Origin of the sequence: Thioalkalivibrio sulfidiphilus HL-EbGr7, from assembly GCF_000021985.1 — a bacterium.
In the GTDB taxonomy this organism is placed as follows: domain Bacteria; phylum Pseudomonadota; class Gammaproteobacteria; order Ectothiorhodospirales; family Ectothiorhodospiraceae; genus Thioalkalivibrio_A; species Thioalkalivibrio_A sulfidiphilus.
Map to the genome: position 1 here is coordinate 208,056 of NC_011901.1, position 16,350 is coordinate 224,405.

Annotated in this window: 13 protein-coding genes; 8 read left to right on the forward strand and 5 right to left on the reverse strand. The window is 67.3% G+C overall.

Annotated elements, in window-relative coordinates; genetic code table 11:
• Positions 1 to 12: 12 nt before the first annotated feature.
• Genes tsaC through TGR7_RS00960 form a run of 5 tightly spaced genes read right to left on the reverse strand, consistent with a single transcriptional unit; the run spans position 13 to position 5,878 of the window.
• Entirely contained in the window at positions 13 to 585 is a 573-nt protein-coding gene (gene tsaC, locus TGR7_RS00940; protein WP_012636778.1) for an L-threonylcarbamoyladenylate synthase type 1 TsaC, read from the reverse strand.
• 20 nt (positions 586 to 605) lie between these two features.
• Positions 606 to 3,077, reverse strand: coding sequence for a DNA topoisomerase I (locus TGR7_RS00945; protein WP_012636779.1), 2,472 nt, complete (start codon positions 3,075 to 3,077; stop codon positions 606 to 608).
• A 36-nt stretch (positions 3,078 to 3,113) separates the two neighbouring features.
• On the reverse strand, positions 3,114 to 3,590 hold the full coding sequence (locus tag TGR7_RS00950) for a DUF494 family protein (protein WP_012636780.1): 477 nt from the start codon (positions 3,588 to 3,590) through the stop codon (positions 3,114 to 3,116).
• A 1-nt stretch (position 3,591) separates the two neighbouring features.
• Positions 3,592 to 4,719, reverse strand: coding sequence for a DNA-processing protein DprA (dprA, locus tag TGR7_RS00955; protein WP_012636781.1), 1,128 nt, complete (start codon positions 4,717 to 4,719; stop codon positions 3,592 to 3,594).
• Between the two features lie 7 nt (positions 4,720 to 4,726).
• The gene (locus TGR7_RS00960) at positions 4,727 to 5,878 is read right to left on the reverse strand and encodes a LysM peptidoglycan-binding domain-containing protein (RefSeq protein WP_012636782.1); all 1,152 of its coding nucleotides are present in this window, start codon (positions 5,876 to 5,878) and stop codon (positions 4,727 to 4,729) included.
• 181 nt (positions 5,879 to 6,059) lie between these two features.
• On the opposite strand from TGR7_RS00960, the gene def reads away from it, so the two are divergent.
• The 8 genes from def to TGR7_RS01000 all read left to right on the forward strand — a co-directional run bounded on the left by def (position 6,060) and on the right by TGR7_RS01000 (position 16,276).
• Positions 6,060 to 6,596, forward strand: a complete 537-nt coding sequence (def, locus tag TGR7_RS00965; RefSeq protein ID WP_012636783.1) for a peptide deformylase — start codon at positions 6,060 to 6,062, stop codon at positions 6,594 to 6,596.
• A gap of 222 nt (positions 6,597 to 6,818) precedes the next feature.
• Positions 6,819 to 7,775: a methionyl-tRNA formyltransferase gene (fmt, locus tag TGR7_RS00970; RefSeq protein ID WP_012636784.1), complete on the forward strand. Its 957-nt coding sequence runs from the start codon at positions 6,819 to 6,821 to the stop codon at positions 7,773 to 7,775.
• Positions 7,776 to 7,896: 121 nt separating this feature from the next.
• Complete coding sequence (rsmB, locus tag TGR7_RS00975; protein ID WP_012636785.1) at positions 7,897 to 9,195, forward strand: 16S rRNA (cytosine(967)-C(5))-methyltransferase RsmB; 1,299 nt, start codon at positions 7,897 to 7,899, stop codon at positions 9,193 to 9,195.
• On the forward strand, positions 9,192 to 9,776 hold the full coding sequence (locus TGR7_RS00980) for a DUF4390 domain-containing protein (RefSeq protein ID WP_245523010.1): 585 nt from the start codon (positions 9,192 to 9,194) through the stop codon (positions 9,774 to 9,776). Before rsmB ends, TGR7_RS00980 begins: the two co-directional genes overlap by 4 nt.
• Positions 9,761 to 11,965 (forward strand): sensor histidine kinase, encoded by a 2,205-nt coding sequence (locus TGR7_RS00985; protein WP_012636787.1) that lies wholly within the window; start codon positions 9,761 to 9,763, stop codon positions 11,963 to 11,965. The genes TGR7_RS00980 and TGR7_RS00985 overlap by 16 nt, the downstream gene beginning before the upstream one ends.
• On the forward strand, positions 11,962 to 13,338 hold the full coding sequence (locus TGR7_RS00990) for a sigma-54-dependent transcriptional regulator (protein WP_012636788.1): 1,377 nt from the start codon (positions 11,962 to 11,964) through the stop codon (positions 13,336 to 13,338). Before TGR7_RS00985 ends, TGR7_RS00990 begins: the two co-directional genes overlap by 4 nt.
• A gap of 55 nt (positions 13,339 to 13,393) precedes the next feature.
• Entirely contained in the window at positions 13,394 to 14,767 is a 1,374-nt protein-coding gene (gene trkA / locus TGR7_RS00995; protein ID WP_012636789.1) for a Trk system potassium transporter TrkA, read from the forward strand.
• Between the two features lie 57 nt (positions 14,768 to 14,824).
• The gene (locus TGR7_RS01000) at positions 14,825 to 16,276 is read left to right on the forward strand and encodes a TrkH family potassium uptake protein (RefSeq protein WP_012636790.1); all 1,452 of its coding nucleotides are present in this window, start codon (positions 14,825 to 14,827) and stop codon (positions 16,274 to 16,276) included.
• Positions 16,277 to 16,350: the final 74 nt, after the last annotated feature.

A 16,350-nucleotide genomic window follows, 5' to 3' on the forward strand; every position in this document is an offset into this window, starting at 1 on the left:
CGCTGATCCTGTCTACGCCCGGATCACGGCGCCGCTACGCACATCCCGGATCTCACTCGGCCGGTCCCGGCCGCCCACCTTGCCTGCCAGCACACCGTCCAGCAGATGGCCCAGTTGCGCCACCACCGCCGCGTCGGTGCGCGCCGGCTCCTCGCCGGCCAGGTTGGCGCTGGTGGAGACGATGGCGCCGGCCTCTCGGCACAGGGCGGCGGCCAGGGGGTGGTCGGTGACCCGCACCGCCAGGGTGTCGTGATCGCCGGTGAGCCAGCGGGGGGTGTCGGGGCGCACTGGCCAGAGCCAGGTCACCGGGCCGGGCCAGGCCGCATGGGCCCGGGCGGTGGTCTGCGGGTCCAGGGGCAGGAGATAGGGTTCGAGCTGGGCGGCCTCGGCGGCGATCAGGATCAGCCCCTTGGAGACTTCGCGCTGCTTGATGGCCAGCAGCCGGGCCACGGCCTCTTCGTTGCGGGGATCACAGCCCAGGCCGAACACCGCCTCGGTGGGGTAGGCGATCACGCCGCCCGCGCGTATCAGGGCGCCGGCGCGGTGCACATCCTGGATCAGGGGCATGGGGTCGTCGCGGGACATGGGCGGCGCAGTGCCTGAAGTTAGCGGGTCAACCCGGCCCCGGACTCGCCACCGGAAGTGGCGTTTTTCTTCGCGGCGGCCTTCTTGGGTGCGGCTTTCTTCTTGGCGGTCGCCTTTTTCCTGGGCGCCGCTTTCTTCTTCGGGGCGGCCTTCTTGGGCGCCGCGGCCTTTTTCTTCGGCGCCGCTTTCTTCACGCCGCGCCGGCCCTTGCGTTCGGGGGCGGCGGCGAGCAGCGCCTGGCATTCTTCCAGGGTCAGGCTCTTGGGATCACGATCCTTGGGGATGCGCGCGTTCTTGTTGCCGTCGGTGATGTAGGGGCCGTAGCGGCCGTTGACCACCTGTACGCCCGCCTCGTCGAACACCCGGATGTACTTGTTGGCATCCGCTTCCTTCTTCTCGGCCACCAGCTCCAGGGCACGGGGCAGTTCGATACTGAAGGGGTCGTCCTCGGGCTTGAGGGAGGCGTAGCGGCTGCCGAACTTCACGTAGGGGCCGAAACGGCCGATGTTGACCGACACCGGCTCCCCTTCCGGGGTCTCGCCCAGCTCCCGGGGTAGCTTGAACAGCTCCAGGGCCTCTTCCAGGGTGACCGCGTCCATCTTCTTGCCCGGCGGCAGGCCGGCGAAGCGGGGCTTCTCCTCGTCGTCCTTGGTGCCGATCTGCACCACGGGTCCGTAACGGCCCATGCGCACGCTCACCGGTCGCCCGCTCTTGGGGTCGATGCCCAGTTCCCGGGACTGCACCGCCTCGGCGCGGGTCACGGTGGCTTCCTTCTCCTCGATCTGTTCCTTGAAGGAGGACCAGAATCCCTCCATCACCGGCACCCATTCCTTCTCGCCGCGGGAGATCTCGTCCAACTCGTCTTCCAGGCGGGCGGTGAAGTCGTAGTCCACGTACTGGGTGAAGTGCTGGGTCAGGAAGGCGTTGACGATGCGCCCGATGTCGGTGGGGATGAAGCGCCGGCTGTCCATCTCCACATATTCCCGCTGTTGCAGGGTGGAGATGATGCTGGCGTAGGTGGAGGGGCGGCCGATGCCGTATTCCTCCAGGGCCTTCACCAGGCTGGCCTCGGTGTAGCGGGGCGGCGGTTCTGTGAAGTGCTGTTCGGCACGCAGGGCCTCGAGCTTGACGATGTCGCCTTCCTCGAGCGGTGGCAGGATGCGCTCGTCGCTTTCTTCCTTGGCGTCGTCCTTGCCCTCCTGGTAGACGGCCATGAAGCCGGGGTCGCGTACCGAGGAGCCGGAGGCGCGGAACAGGTGGCGTTCGCTGCCGGCGGCGAGGTCCGCGGACACGGTGTCCAGGGTGGCATGCTGCATCTGGCAGGCCACGGTGCGCTTCCAGATCAGGTCGTAAAGCTTGAACTGGTCTGTGGTCAGGTGGCGCTTGACCTCCTCGGGGGCGCGCATCACCGAGGTGGGGCGGACGGCCTCGTGGGCCTCCTGGGCGTTCTTGGCCTTGGTCTTGTACTGGCGCGGGTGCTCGGGGAGTGTGTTGCGGCCGTAGCGCTGCTCGATCAGCCTGCGGATCTCGGCGATGGCCTCGCCGGCCAGGGTCACCGAGTCGGTACGCATGTAGGTGATCAGGCCGATGGGTCCGGCGCCCAGGTCGATGCCCTCGTAGAGCTGCTGTGCCACGCGCATGGCGCGGCTGGCAGAGAAGCCCAGCTTGCGCACCGCCTCCTGTTGCAGGGTAGAGGTGGTGAACGGCGGCGCCGGGTTGCGCCGGCGCTGTTTCTTCTCGATGCGCGCCACGCGCAGCCTGCCGTCGGCGGCGGACAGCAGGGTGTTGCGGGCGGCGCTGGCGGTGACCTCGTCGGCGATGTCGAACTGGTCGAGCTTTTTGCCGTCCAGGGTGTGCAGCTTGGCGTTGAAGGCCTGGCCGGACTTGTCGAGGTCCGCCTCGAGGGTCCAGTACTCGCGGGTCTGGAAGCGTTCGATCTCTTCCTCGCGCTCCACGATCATGCGCAGGGCGGGGCTCTGCACACGGCCGGCGGACAGGCCGCGCTTGATCTTCTTCCACAGCAGCGGAGAGAGCTTGAAGCCCACCAGGTAGTCCAGGGCGCGGCGCGCCTGCTGGGCGTTGATCAGGTCGAAGGACAGGCCGCGGGGCTGCTCGATGGCCTCCTTCACGGCGCGCTGGGTGATCTCGTAGAACACCACCCGCTGCACGGTCTTGGCGTCCAGCACGCCCCGTTCCCGGAGCAGCTCGTAGAGGTGCCAGGAGATGGCCTCACCCTCGCGGTCAGGGTCAGTGGCCAGCAGCAGGGAGTCGGCCTTGCGCAGGGCCTTGACGATGCTTTCCACGTGCCGCTCGTTGCGGTCGATCACCTGGTAGTTCATGCGAAAGCCGTGATCCGGGTCCACGGCGCCTTCCTTGGGGACCAGGTCGCGCACATGGCCATAGGACGCCATCACCTCGAAATCGGGTCCGAGGTATTTCTTGATGGTCTTGGCCTTGGCGGGGGATTCGACGATGACCAGGTGTTTACTCATGGCCTGGTGTCCGTGCTCCGTGGGTGCTTGGGTGGATCAATGCAGAAATTCCGGCGGGGAATCGAACATCATGCTCTCGAGCCAGGTGTAGGCGGCCTCCTGGTCGGGCCGGTTGAACAGGACCATCAGGGTGACCCACTTGAGCTGGTCCAGGCTGATGTCCTCGGCGTCCAGGTCCATGATGCGGTCGATGACCAGCTCCCGGGTGCCCGCGTCGAGCACGCCGTTCTGTTCCAGAAACAGCAGGAAACCCCGGGCGCGGGCGTCCAGACGCTCCACCTCCCGGTCGGTGTAGACCCGCAGCGCCGAGTCGTGACGGGCCTGTCCCAGGGGCTGGTCTTCCTGGTTGGCCAGGTTTTCCAGCCAGTCGAAGGCACGGTCGATCTCCGCGCCCGGGAAACCTGCCTCCAGGAGCTTGTCCTGGAGCTGGATCCGGTCCGGCTCGATCTCGGTGTCCTCGTCGATGTAGTTCTCGAACAGGTACATCAGGACGTCTAGCACGTTTTCTTTCATTTCAGGGTTCCGGCTGGTGGCGGACATAACGCCCGCCGGAGAGAGACACCACCTGACCGCGGAGCTCCATGATCAGCAGCATGGAGGAAACGGCAGCAACGGTCAATCCGGTGCGGGACACCAGCCGGTCCACGGTGACCGGGTCGTAGCCCATCGCGTCGAGCAGGGCCTGATGTTCAGAATCCATTTCTGATTCAAGAGCTTGTGTCGTTGTGGAGGGGGTTGTCGAAGGACTCTGATCCAGCGTGTGCGGGCGCAGCAATTCCGCCAGTTCCTCCAGCACGTCGTCGGCGGTTTCCACCAGCTTGGCCCCCTGGCGGATGAGCCGGTGGCAACCCCGGGCCACGGGATTGTGGATGGATCCGGGGATCGCGAATACCTCACGGCCCTGTTCCGCGGCGTTGCGGGCGGTGATCAGGGAGCCGCTGTTCAGGGCCGCCTCCACCACCAGGGTGCCCAGACTCAGGCCGCTGATGATGCGGTTGCGGCGGGGAAAATGCCCTGGCCGCGCCGGGGTGCCGGTGGGGTATTCCGTCACCAGCGCACCCTGCTCGGCGATGCGGTGGGCCAGGTCCCGGTTCAGGGCGGGGTAGATCCGGTCGGGCCCGGTGGCCACCACGGCGATGGTGGCGCCGCCGGCATCCAGGGCGCCCTGGTGGGCGGCGGCGTCGATGCCGAGGGCCAGGCCGCTGGTGATCACCAGGCCGGTGCGCGACAGGTGGGCGGCAAAGGCGCGGGCGGTCTCGGCCCCGCCGGGGGTGGGGTGGCGGCTGCCCACCATGGCCAGCTGCGGTTCGGACAGCAGGGCCGGATCGCCGGTCACGTACAGGATCCCCGGCGACACCTCCCGCAGCAGGGGCGGGAAACGGGGGTCTTCGGGGGTGAGGATGTGGTGGCCCGGGGCCTCGGCCCATTCCAGGTCGTCAAGCACGCCCTTGGGCTGGGCATGGCGGTCGAGAAAGGAGAGTGCGTCGTCTCCGAGCCCGGCCTCACGCAGGGCCTGGGTCGGCGCGGACAGGGCCTGCAGGGGGCCGCCGAAGCGTTCGATCAGTCCAGAGAGGATACCCGGGCCCACGCCCGGGGCATGCCAGAGGCGCAGCCAGGCCGTGAGGACGTCCGTGTCCGTCATGGCGGGTTCAGGGGTGACGTACGCTGTAGCCTTCCTGGATGGGACGGGTGGACTCCATCACCAGGGCGTAGCTGACCTTCTCGAAGGTGCGGAACACCATCATCAGGCCGATGCGCTCGTCCGGCAGGGTCACCTCTTCGCCGCGTTCGCTGGCGATGGTGTCCCGGATCACGCGGCCGGACTGGTAGGTGGCCAGCACGTGGCCCTGCTCGATGCCGTTGCGCTCGCCCAGGTTGATGACAGCCACCTGGAAGCGGGCGATCTGGCTGATGGCGTCGAACAGGGAGATCACCTTGCCGTCCGTGTCCATCGGGGGCGCGTGTGGGGTGAACACGAAGTCCTGGTCGCTGTTGTCCAGGGGCATCAGGCGGTCGCCGATGAGGGCCTCGCGGTCACTGCGGCTGATCACCACGGTGGCCGGGTCGCCGGCGCGCACCACTTCTGCGTCGCCCACGGGGATGGCCTCGAAGCCCAGCAGTTCGCCGCTGACCGGATCGTTCAGGGCGCCACCCTTGCGGAACATGCTGTAGCGGCTGCCCTCCAGGGCATCGGCGTCCAGGCCGCGCACGTACAGTCGGTCGTTGGTGCCGAAGATCATGCGGTCGTCCTGGGAGGCCAGCACGTAGGCGGCCTGGTCCAGCTGTTCCTCGGTCACCACCCGCGGGCGCACCAGGAACTGGTGCAGGCTCTGGATGGGCACGTCCAGGGAGGGCGGCAGCTCCTCCACCCGGACCTGGGGCGAGAGGCGCTGGGTCGGGCGTACCCGCGGGCCGCCGTCGACCATCAGGCGCGGCTGGCCGTCGATGTAGTAAAGGGTGATCACGTCACCGGGGTAGATCAGGTGGGGGTTGGGGATCTGGGGGTTCACCACCCAGATCTCGGGCCAGTACCAGGGGTCGCGCAGGAAGGTGTTGGCGATGTCCCAGAGGGTGTCGCCCCGCTGCACCACGTAGCGCTCGGGCGCGGCCTCGCGTACCTGGACCGGGGCCGGTGCGGGCGGCGGGGGCGCCGGTGTGGCGACGGGTGCGGGTGCCGGGGTGGGCTGGGGTGCTGGCGCGGGGGCGGGCTCGGTGCTGGCGCATCCGCCGGCCAGTAACGCTACAATAAGGGCCGTGGCGGACAGGATCTGTCCGGTGCGAGTCGGATGGATGGCGGACATCATTCCCCCTTGGAATTATTTCTGATGTTCGATGGTCGGATGGTGAAAATAACCCCGATCCGGCCGGGTTGATAAGCCCTTAACTGACCACATTATATGAGTATGATCACAACATTAGCAGAAAAACCTGCAATGCTGCACGAATATCCCGCCAAGGCGGGTCAACAGCGGACGAACGGTCATGGCCAAGCTTGAGATCCTGCATTTTCCCGACCCCCGCCTGCGCAAGCGCGCCGTGCCGGTGGACAAGGTCGACGACGAGATTCGCCGCCTGGTGGACGACATGTTCGAGACCATGTACGACGCCCCCGGCATCGGCCTGGCCGCCACCCAGGTCAATGTCCAGCGCCAGGTGATCGTCATCGACGTCTCCGAGAACAACGACCAGCCCCTGGTGTTCATCAACCCGGAGATCCTGGATCGCGTGGGTGAGGAGGAGATGCAGGAAGGCTGCCTGTCGGTGCCCGGTTATTTCGAGACCGTGCGCCGCGCCGACCGGGTGCGGGTGCGCGCCCTGGACCGCAACGGTGAGCCCTTCGAACTGGAGACCGACGGCCTGCTGGCGGTGTGCATCCAGCACGAAATGGATCACCTGGACGGCAAGCTGTTCGTGGACTACCTCTCGCCGCTCAAACGCAACCGCATCCAGAAAAAACTCGAAAAGCTCACCCGCCAGGGCGCCCTGCCGAAAAACATCGACCGGCAGCATGCCATTTGAGACGTGACCTCGTCGCAATGGCGCTAAGACGCGGGGAAAATCATTCGACAGGATTTACATGATTGACAGGATTCATGAGAAAAAGAGGGCTTTTCAGTCACAGAATTCATCCTGTCAATCATGTAAATCCTGTCCAGTCCTTGCTTTTCTCTGTACCTTCGCGCCTTCGCGCCTTCGCGACGCGTTTGATTTTCGTCACTCCCTCTGACCCGAGACAGAACCTTGGATCCCAGCCCCAAGCTGCGCATCGTTTACGCCGGCACGCCGGAGTTTGCCGTGCCGGCGCTCCAGGCGCTGATCGATTCACCCCATGACGTGGTGGCGGTCTACACCCAGCCGGACCGGCCCGCGGGGCGCGGGCGCAAGCTCACCCCAAGCCCCATCAAGCACCTGGCCCTGGAACATGGCATCCCCGTGGAGCAGCCCGAGCGGCTCAAGCCCCCGGAGGTGCAGGCGCGTCTGCGGGCCTACGCGCCCGACGTGATGGTCGTGGCCGCCTACGGGCTCATCCTGCCCAGGGCGGTGCTGGAGATCCCTAAACACGGTTGCCTCAACATCCATGCCTCCCTGCTGCCCCGCTGGCGCGGCGCCGCGCCCATCCAGCGGGCCATCCTGGCGGGGGATGCCGAGACCGGCGTGACCCTGATGCAGATGGCCGCGGGGCTGGACACCGGCGACATGCTGCTCAAGGCCGTGACTCCCATCGGCCCCGGGGATACCGCCCAGGAACTGCATGACCGGCTGGCCGAGCAGGGTGCACAATTGCTGCTGGATTGTCTTGAGGACCTGCAGGCCGGCCGGCTCAGGCCCGAGCCCCAGGACGAGGCCCTGGCCACCTACGCCGAAAAGCTCAGCAAGGCGGAGGCGGAGCTGGACTGGTTCCTGTCCGCCGCCGCGCTGGACCGCCAGGTGCGCGCCTTCAACCCCTGGCCCGTGGCCTTCACCCACCTCGACGGCGAGACGCTGCGCATCTGGGCCGCCGCACCCGTGGCCTCAACGGTCACCGCCACCCCCGGCACCGTGGTGGCCGAGGGGCCGCAAGGCATCGACGTGGCCACCGGCGAGGGCCTGCTGCGCCTCACCCGCATCCAGTTTCCGGGCGGCAGGCCGCTGACGGCGGAGCAGGTGGTTGCCGGAAGATCGCTGCTCGGCAAAAGGCTCGGCGGAAGTGCGAAGTGAGAATTGGGAAGGGCGAAAAGTTCAAAGGCACGAGCCACGCACCTTTCACCCTCCTGACACTCGCTTCACAATAGCTCCTGACATTCTCACTTCCCAATTCCCCCTTCTCACTTAACGAACCGTGTCCCCCCGCCAGATCACCCTCAAGGCCCTCAAGCGTGTCGTCATCAACGGCGCCTCCCTCTCCGACGTGCTGCCGCCGCTGCTGGCGCCGCTGGCGCCCCGGGACCGGGCCTTTGCCCAGGCCCTGGCCTTCGCCACCTTGCGCTGGCACCACCGGCTCGAGGCACTGACCGGGCGCCTGCTGAGCAAGCCCATGCGCGACAAGGACCGGGACGTGGGGCTGGTGATCGAGATGGGACTGTGCGAACTGCTCTACCTGCGCACGCCGGACTATGCCGCCATCCAGGAGACCGCCGGACTGGCGAAGAGCCTGGGCAAGCCCTGGGCGACCGGGGTGGTCAACGCCGTGCTGCGCCGGGTGCAGCGGGAGGGGGATGCCCTGCTGGCCGATCTGGATCGGGACCCGGCCCTGCGTCTGTCCCTGCCGGACTGGTTGCTGGGGGCGCTCAGGAAGGCCTGGCCCGAGGACTGGCAGGCGCTGGGCGAGGCCCTCAACGCGCAGGCCCCCATGACCCTGCGGGTCGATCTGTCCCGCATCACCCGGGAGGCCTACCGGGTGCGCCTGGCCGAAGCGGGACATGACGCTGAGCCCCATCCCGTGGCCGCCTCGGCCCTGGTGCTGGCGGCACCGGTGGACGTGAACCAGCTGCCGGGCTTCGACGCGGGGCTGGTCTCGGTACAGGACGCGGCGGCGCAGCTGGCGGCACCGCTGCTGGATTGTCGGCCGGGTATGCGGGTGCTGGACGCCTGCGCGGCGCCCGGTGGCAAGACCCTGCACCTGCTGGAGTCGGTGGCCGGCGATCTGGATCTCACCGCCCTGGATGTGGATGCCGAGCGCCTGAGGCGGGTGGAGGAGAATCTCGCCCGGGCCGGACGCCGGGCGCGGCTGGTGGCCGGAGACGGCGAGCATCCGGCGCAATGGCACGAGGGCGGCGCCTACGATCGCATCCTGCTGGATGCCCCTTGCTCCGCCACCGGCGTGATCCGGCGTCATCCGGACATCAAGCTGCTGCGCAAGGGTGAAGACATTCCCAGGCTCGCGGCCCGCCAGGCGGCCCTGCTGGAAGCGCTCTGGCCCCTGCTGGCCCCGGGGGGTATGCTCTTGTATGCCACCTGCTCGCTGCTGCCCCGGGAAAATGCCGATCAGGTGCGCGTCTTTCTGCAGGCCCACGGGGATGCCGAAGAGAGCCCGTTGCCCGAAGACTTTGGCCGCAGTACCTCGCCGGGGCGGCAGATACTCGCCGGAGAACAGGGCATGGACGGCTTCTACTACGCCAGGCTGATTAAACAGACTTGAAGATCTCCCTCGCCAGTCCGTTGCGACTCATGGGCCTGCTGCTGGCGGGCTGCCTGATGGCCTTGCCTGCCGCCGCGCCCGCGCAGCCCGCGCAGCCCTGGATTGCCGTGGATTTCGCGCGCACCCAGCTCTCGGGCGGGGTCTACTACCTGGATGCCGGTATCCACTACCGCATGAGCCCCGCCCTGACAGACGCCCTGCACAACGGCGTGTCCCTGGTGTTCGAGGTACAGGTGCAGGTGGCGCAGGCCCGGGGCTGGCTCTGGGACGCCCAGGTGGCCACCATCACCCAGCGCTACCGCATCGAATACCACGCGCTGAGCCGTCTCTACCTCCTGACCCATCTCAACAGCGGTGCCCAGCAGAGCTTCTTCCGCTTTCCCTCCCTGCTGACCACCCTGGGTGAACTGGAAAACATTCCCCTGCTGGACGCCGCCCTGCTGGATGACGATGCCAGCTACACGGTACGCCTGCGCGCACGCCTGGCGGTGGACGCCCTGCCCCTGCCGCTGCGGGCGCGGGCCTACATGAGTGGGGAATGGAGTCCGGTGAGTGACTGGTACACATGGTCGCTGCGCTGAAAAGGCTTTCCCTGGGCCTGCTGCCCATGGCAGTGATCTTCCTGCTGCTGCTCGCCTCGCTGTTTGTCATGGGCGATGCGGCACGCAACTCCGCGCGCTTCGAACGTCTCTACATCTGGCTGCTGCTGCTCAACACCCTGGGCCTGGTGTTCCTGGCGGTGCTCATCGGCACCAAGGTCTACCAGGCGGTGGCCCAGCTGCTGCGCGGCGAGCCCGGCTCGCGCCTGACACTCAAGCTGGTGCTGCTGTTCGTGGTGCTCTCCCTGGCCCCGGCCGGGGTGGTCTACTACTTCTCCATGAAGTTCCTGGACGAGGGTATCGACAGCTGGTTCGACGTGCGCGTGGAAAAGGCCCTGGAGGACGCCCTGGAACTGTCGCGCAGCTCCCTGGACCTGCGCATGCGCCAGCTCACCCGCCAGACGGAATCCCTGGCCGAGGAGACCGTGGACCTCGCTGAGGGGCTTGCGGCATTCACTCTCAATGATCTGCGCAACCGGGGCGGCGCTGCGGAGCTGACCCTGATCGACAGCAACAACCGCATCATCGCCTCGAGCATCGGCGACACCCTGCGCCGGCTGCCCAGTCTACCCAGCCAGGAGGTGTTCCTGGTGCTCGCCCAGCGCCAGAACTACGTGGCCCTGGAGCCGGTGTACGACACCGGCCTGTACATCCGCGTGGTGGTTCCGGTGCGCGCCCGCAGTCCCGCCGACGAGGGACGCATCCTGCAGGCCATCTACCCGGTGGAGGCGCGCATGAGCCAGCTCGCCGACAGCGTCCAGGACGCCTTCTCCGAGTACAAGGAATTCGCCTACCTGCGCGCGCCGCTCAAGCAGAGCTTCGCTATCACCCTGTCCCTGGCCCTGCTGGTGTCCGTGCTGGGCGCCATCTGGGCGGCGTTCTATTCCGCCGGGCGCATGGTGGCGCCGATCCGTGAACTGGCCGAGGGCACGCGCCTGGTGGCGGCCGGCGAATACCGCAAGAAGCTGCCGGTGAACCAGCGCGACGAGCTGGGATTCCTGGTGCGCTCGTTCAATGCCATGACCGCGACCCTGGCCGCCACCCGGGACGAGGCCGAGCGCAGCCGGCGCCTGGCCGAGGGGCGGCGCACCTACCTGGAGACCGTGCTGCAACATTTGTCATCCGGCGTTGTTACCCTGGATCGGGACATGATGCTGCGCACTGCCAATACCGCCGCGAGCCAGATCCTGGAGGTGGACCTGACCCGGGAGTCCGGGCGCAGTCTGGGTGACATCGGCCGGCATCATGCCCAGGTGCAGCGTTTCCTGGACGAGATCGACACCCAGCTGCGGCAGCAGCAGGACGAATGGCAGGCCCAGATCACCGTGTTCGGCGCCGCAGGGCGCAAGGTGCTCATGTGCCGGGGTGTGAAACTGCCCCCGGAAAGCGGCATGCGCGGTGGTCAGGTGGTGGTGTTCGACGACGTCACCGCCCTGTTGCAGGCCCAGCGGGATGCCGCCTGGGGCGAGGTGGCGCGGCGCCTGGCCCACGAGATCAAGAACCCGCTCACCCCGATCCAGCTCTCCGCCGAGCGCCTGCAGCGCAAGCTCAAGCCCAGCCTTCCGGAAGATGAGGCCCGTGTCCTGGAGCGTTCCACCCACACCATCGTGCAGCAGGTGGAGGCCATGAAATCCATGGTCAATGCCTTCAGCGAATACGCCCACACACCAGCGGTGTCGGTGGAGCCCCTGGATCTCAACGACCTGGTGCGCGAGGTGGCGGATCTTTACGCCGGCGTGGGCCAGCGTTTGCGCCTGCACCTGGCCGACAGGCTCCCGCCGGTGCTGGCCGATGCCGGGCGCATGCGCCAGCTGCTGCACAACCTGATCAAGAACGGTCTCGAGGCCCTGGAAGGGGTGCCCGAGCCGCGCCTGGAGGTCGATACCCGCTGTGTGCGCGAGGCGCGCTGCACGGTGGTGGAGCTGCGCGTGCAGGACAACGGCCGCGGCGTGCCCGAGGACTTCATGTCCCGGCTGTTCGAACCCTACGTGACCAGCAAGCCCAAGGGCACCGGGCTCGGGCTTGCCATCGTCAAGAAGATCGTCGAGGAACACAACGGCATGGTCTGGGCCGAGAACCGCGCCAGCGGCGGCGCCCGCATCGTGATCCGCCTGCCGGCCAGCGTGCCGGTGGCCGGCTCCCACCAGGACCTGCAAGAGGAGATCGCATGAGTACGCCAGACATCCTGGTGGTGGACGACGAACCGGACATCCGCGACCTGGTCCAGGAGATCCTCGTGGACGAGGGCTACTCTGTGCGCGTGGCGGGTACCCTGGCCGAGGCGCGGGACGAGAGCCGTGCCCGCGCGCCCGACCTGGCGCTGCTGGACATCTGGATGCCCGATGGCGACGGCATCAGCCTGCTCAAGGAATGGAAGCAGCAGGCGCCGGAGGATTTTCCGGTGGTCATGATGTCCGGCCACGGCAACGTGGAGACCGCCGTGGAGGCCACCCGCCTGGGGGCCTACGATTTCCTGGAAAAGCCCCTGTCCCTGGCCAAGCTGATCCTCACCGTCTCCCGCGCCCTGGAGGCGGATCAGCTGGCCCGGGAGAACATCGGCCTGCGCCAGCAGCTGGAACGGGCCGTCTACCCGGAAGGCGTGAGCGCGCGCATCCAGGGCCTGCGCGAACAGGTGCGGCGCATCGCCCAGCACGACACCTGGGTGCTGATCAGCGGCGAGGCCGGGGTGGGCAAGCAGACCTTCGCCCGCTACCTGCACAGCCAGAGCAGCCGCCGCGCCCATGCCTTCGTGGAAGTGGCGGTGGCCTCGCTGGCCCCCGAGGAGTCGGCCATCGAACTGCTGGGCCAGGAGCAGGGCGAGCGCGTGCGTCGCGGCCTGCTGGAGCGGGCCAGCGGCGGCGTGCTGTTCCTGGACGAGGTGGCGGACATGGACCTGCACGTGCAGGGCCGTCTGCTCAACGCCCTGGAACAGCGGCGCATCACCCGCGTGGGCGGCAGCGAACCCATCGACGTGGACGTGCGTGTGGTGGCCGCCACCCGCAAGGACCTGGAGTCCCTGGTACGTGCCGGCGAATTCCGCGAGGACCTCTACTACCGCCTGAGCGTGGTGCCCCTGGTGATCCCGCCCCTGCGCGAGCACCTGGAGGACGTGCCCGTGCTCATCGAGCACTTCGTCGCCACCCTCCACGAGCACGAAGGCCTGCCCCTGCGCCGTTTCAGTCAGCCGGCGGTGGAGCGTCTCCGGCAGCACGACTGGCCCGGCAACGTGCGTGAGCTGCGCAACGTGGTGCAGCGCCTGCTGATCCTCGGCAGCGGCGATGACATCTCGCGCACCGAGGTGGAGCTGGCCCTGGCCGGTCGCAGTCCCCGCCTGGCCGAGGAGGCCGCCCCGGGGGTGATCCCCATGGACCTGCCCCTGCGCGAGGCCCGGGAACAGTTCGAGCGGGAATACCTCCTGCAGCAGCTGGAACGGGCCGAGGGCAACATGACCCGGCTCGCCGAGCAGGTGGGCCTGGAGCGCACCCACCTGTACCGCAAGCTCAAGGCCCTGGGCATCGAGCCGCGCAAGGGGCGCGGCGAATAATGCCCACGGATGGTGCTAGAATTTCGGCCCTGTCAGCCATCGTGGACGCAGGCGCATGAAGATCATCATCCTGGGTGCCGGCCAGGTGGGCACCTCCGTGGCCCAGAGCCTCGCCAACGAGGCCAATGACATCACCGTGGTGGATACCCGTTCGGATGTGCTGCACGAGCTGCAGGCCCGGCTCGACCTGCGCGGCATCGTGGGCGTGGGTTCCCACCCGGACGTGCTCATCAAGGCGGGCGCCCGGGACGCGGACATGATCGTCGCCGTCACCAACAGCGACGAGACCAACATGGTCGCCTGCCAGGTGGCCTACACCCTGTTCCATACCCCCACCAAGATCGCCCGCGTGCGTGCCGCCGAGTACCTGGCGCACAAGGCCCTGTTCGCCCAGGATGCCCTGCCCATCGACGTGCTCATCAGCCCCGAGGAGCTGGTCACCACCTACATCCAGCGTCTCATCGAGCATCCCGGCAGCCTTCAGGTGCTGGACTTCGCCGACGGCCGTGTGCAGCTGGTGGCGGTGCGCGCCCATCATGGCGGCGCCCTGGTGGGACACGAACTGCGCGAGCTGACCGAGCACATGCCCGGCATCCAGACCCGGGTGGCCGCCATCTTCCGGCGCAACACCCCGATCTTTCCCGAGGGACACACGATCATCGAGGCGGAAGACGAGGTGTTCTTCGTCGCCGCGCGCAAGAACATCCGCGCCATCACCAGCGAACTGCGCAAGCTGGACAAGCCCTACAAGCGGGTGATCATCGCCGGCGGCGGCAACATCGGCCGGCGCCTGGCCGAGGTGCTGACGCCCAAGTACCAGGTCAAGCTCATCGAGCACAACAAGGAGCGCGCCAAGGAGCTGTCCGAGGTGCTCAACAACGTCATCGTGCTGCGCGGTGACGCCGCCGACGAAGACCTGCTCATCGAGGAGAACATCGAGAGCACAGACGTCTTCTGCGCGCTCACCAACGACGACGAGGCCAACATCCTGTCCGCCATGCTGGCCAAGCGCCTGGGCGCCAAGAAGGTGATGTCCATCATCAATCGCCCGAGCTACGTAGACCTGGTGGAGAGCGGCGTGATCGACATCGCCATCTCGCCCCAACAGGTGACCATCGGCGCCCTGCTCACCCACGTGCGCCGTGGCGACGTGGTCGCGGTGCACAGCCTGCGTCGCGGCGCCGCCGAGGCCATCGAGGCGGTGGCCCACGGCGATCCCAAGACCTCCAAGGTGGTGGGCCGGCGCGTCGAGGAGCTGAAACTGCCCAAGGGCTGCACCATCGGTGCCCTGGTGCGCGGTGACGAGGTGATCATCCCCCACCACGACACCCTCATCGAGGCCGAGGACCACGTGATCCTGTTCCTGGTGGACAAGCGCCGCATCCGCGAAGTGGAGCGCCTGTTCGCCGTGAGCGTAACGTTCCTGTGAGTGGCATGAGGGCCTTGTCTTGTATCTTGCCTCTTGCCTCTTGTCTCTAGCGCCTTCATGCAACTGACCGTCATCCAGCGCATCCTCGGCCTGCTGATCATGCTGTTCAGCGTGACCATGCTGCCGCCTGCCGCCGTGGGTTTTTATTACGGTGAGCAGAGCATGTGGCCGTTTCTGGAGGCCTTCGCCATCCTGCTGCTCACCGGCCTGATCATCTGGGCGCCGGTGTACCGGGTGCGCCGCGAGCTGCGCCTGCGCGACGGCTTCGTGGTGGTGCTGATGTTCTGGCTGGTGCTGGGGGTGTTCGGCGCGCTGCCCCTGTACCTGGACAAGGCCCTGCACATCTCGGTGACCGACGCGGTGTTCGAGTCCATGTCCGGGCTGACCACCACCGGCGCCACGGTGATCACCGCCCTGGACGATCTGCCCCGGGCCATCCTCATCTACCGCCAGCAGCTGCAGTGGATGGGCGGCATGGGCATCATCGTGCTGGCAGTGGCCATCCTGCCCATGCTGGGGGTGGGCGGCATGCAGCTCTACCGCGCCGAGATGCCCGGGCCGGTGAAGGACACCAAGCTCACGCCGCGTATCACCGAGACCGCCAAGGCCCTGTGGTATCTCTACCTGGGCTTCACCGTGGCCTGCGCCCTGGCCTACTGGGCGGTGGGCATGGAGCCCTTCGACGCCATCGCGCATAGCTTCTCCACCGTTTCACTGGGCGGCTTTTCCACCCATGACGCCAGCATCGGTTACTACGACAGCGCGGCGGTGGAAGCGGTGGCCATCACCTTCATCCTGCTGGGCGGCGTGAACTTCGCCCTGCACTTCCTCACCTGGCGAGGCTTGTCCGTGCGCCATTACTGGCAGGACGCGGAGTTCCGCACCTACGTGCTGATCATCTCCACCGTGGCGGCGGTCAGCGTGGGCTATCTCTACTACACCGCCACCACCGAGGGCTGGAGCGAGACCCTGCGCCAGGGCATCTTCCAGGCGGTGTCCATCGGCACCACCACGGGTTTCACCACCACGGACTTCTACAACTGGCCAGGCTTCCTGCCCGTGCTCTTGATCTTTACCAGCTTCATCGGCGCCTGCGCCGCCTCCACCGGCGGCGGCATCAAGGTGATCCGCTTCCTGCTGCTGTTCAAGCAGGGGCAGCGCGAGGTGGTTCGACTGGTGCATCCCAACGCGGAGATCGCCGTGAAGGTGGGGCGCAGCGCCCTGTCCGACCGGGTGGTGGAGGCGGTGTGGGGGTTTTTTTCCGCCTACGTGGCGGTGTTTGCCGTCATCATGCTGGCCCTCATGGCCTCGGGCCTCGACCAGGTCACCGCCTTCTCCGCCGTGGCCGCCAGCCTCAACAACCTGGGCCCTGGCCTGGGCGACGTGGGCCCCCACTACGCGGACATCAACGACTTCGCCAAGTGGATGCTGTGCATCGCCATGCTCATGGGACGCCTGGAGATCTTCACGGTGCTGGTGCTGCTGACGCCGGCGTTCTGGCGCAAATAGGGTCTTGAACGGAATGCCGCGGAGGCGCAGAGAAATCAAGGGATCGGACAGGATTTACATGATTAACATGATGT

Excerpts from the sequence above, each read along its gene's own strand:
- TGR7_RS00990 (WP_012636788.1), top strand. The coding sequence starts at position 11,962 with ATGAGTACGCCAGACATCCTGGTGGTGGACGACGAACCGGACATCCGC.
- def (WP_012636783.1), top strand. The coding sequence starts at position 6,060 with ATGGCCAAGCTTGAGATCCTGCATTTTCCCGACCCCCGCCTGCGCAAG.
- dprA (WP_012636781.1), bottom strand. The coding sequence starts at position 4,719 with ATGACGGACACGGACGTCCTCACGGCCTGGCTGCGCCTCTGGCATGCC.
- tsaC (WP_012636778.1), bottom strand. The coding sequence starts at position 585 with ATGTCCCGCGACGACCCCATGCCCCTGATCCAGGATGTGCACCGCGCC.
- TGR7_RS00960 (WP_012636782.1), bottom strand. The coding sequence starts at position 5,878 with ATGTCCGCCATCCATCCGACTCGCACCGGACAGATCCTGTCCGCCACG.
- TGR7_RS00950 (WP_012636780.1), bottom strand. The coding sequence starts at position 3,590 with ATGAAAGAAAACGTGCTAGACGTCCTGATGTACCTGTTCGAGAACTAC.
- TGR7_RS01000 (WP_012636790.1), top strand. The coding sequence starts at position 14,825 with ATGCAACTGACCGTCATCCAGCGCATCCTCGGCCTGCTGATCATGCTG.
- trkA (WP_012636789.1), top strand. The coding sequence starts at position 13,394 with ATGAAGATCATCATCCTGGGTGCCGGCCAGGTGGGCACCTCCGTGGCC.
- TGR7_RS00985 (WP_012636787.1), top strand. The coding sequence starts at position 9,761 with ATGGTCGCTGCGCTGAAAAGGCTTTCCCTGGGCCTGCTGCCCATGGCA.
- TGR7_RS00945 (WP_012636779.1), bottom strand. The coding sequence starts at position 3,077 with ATGAGTAAACACCTGGTCATCGTCGAATCCCCCGCCAAGGCCAAGACC.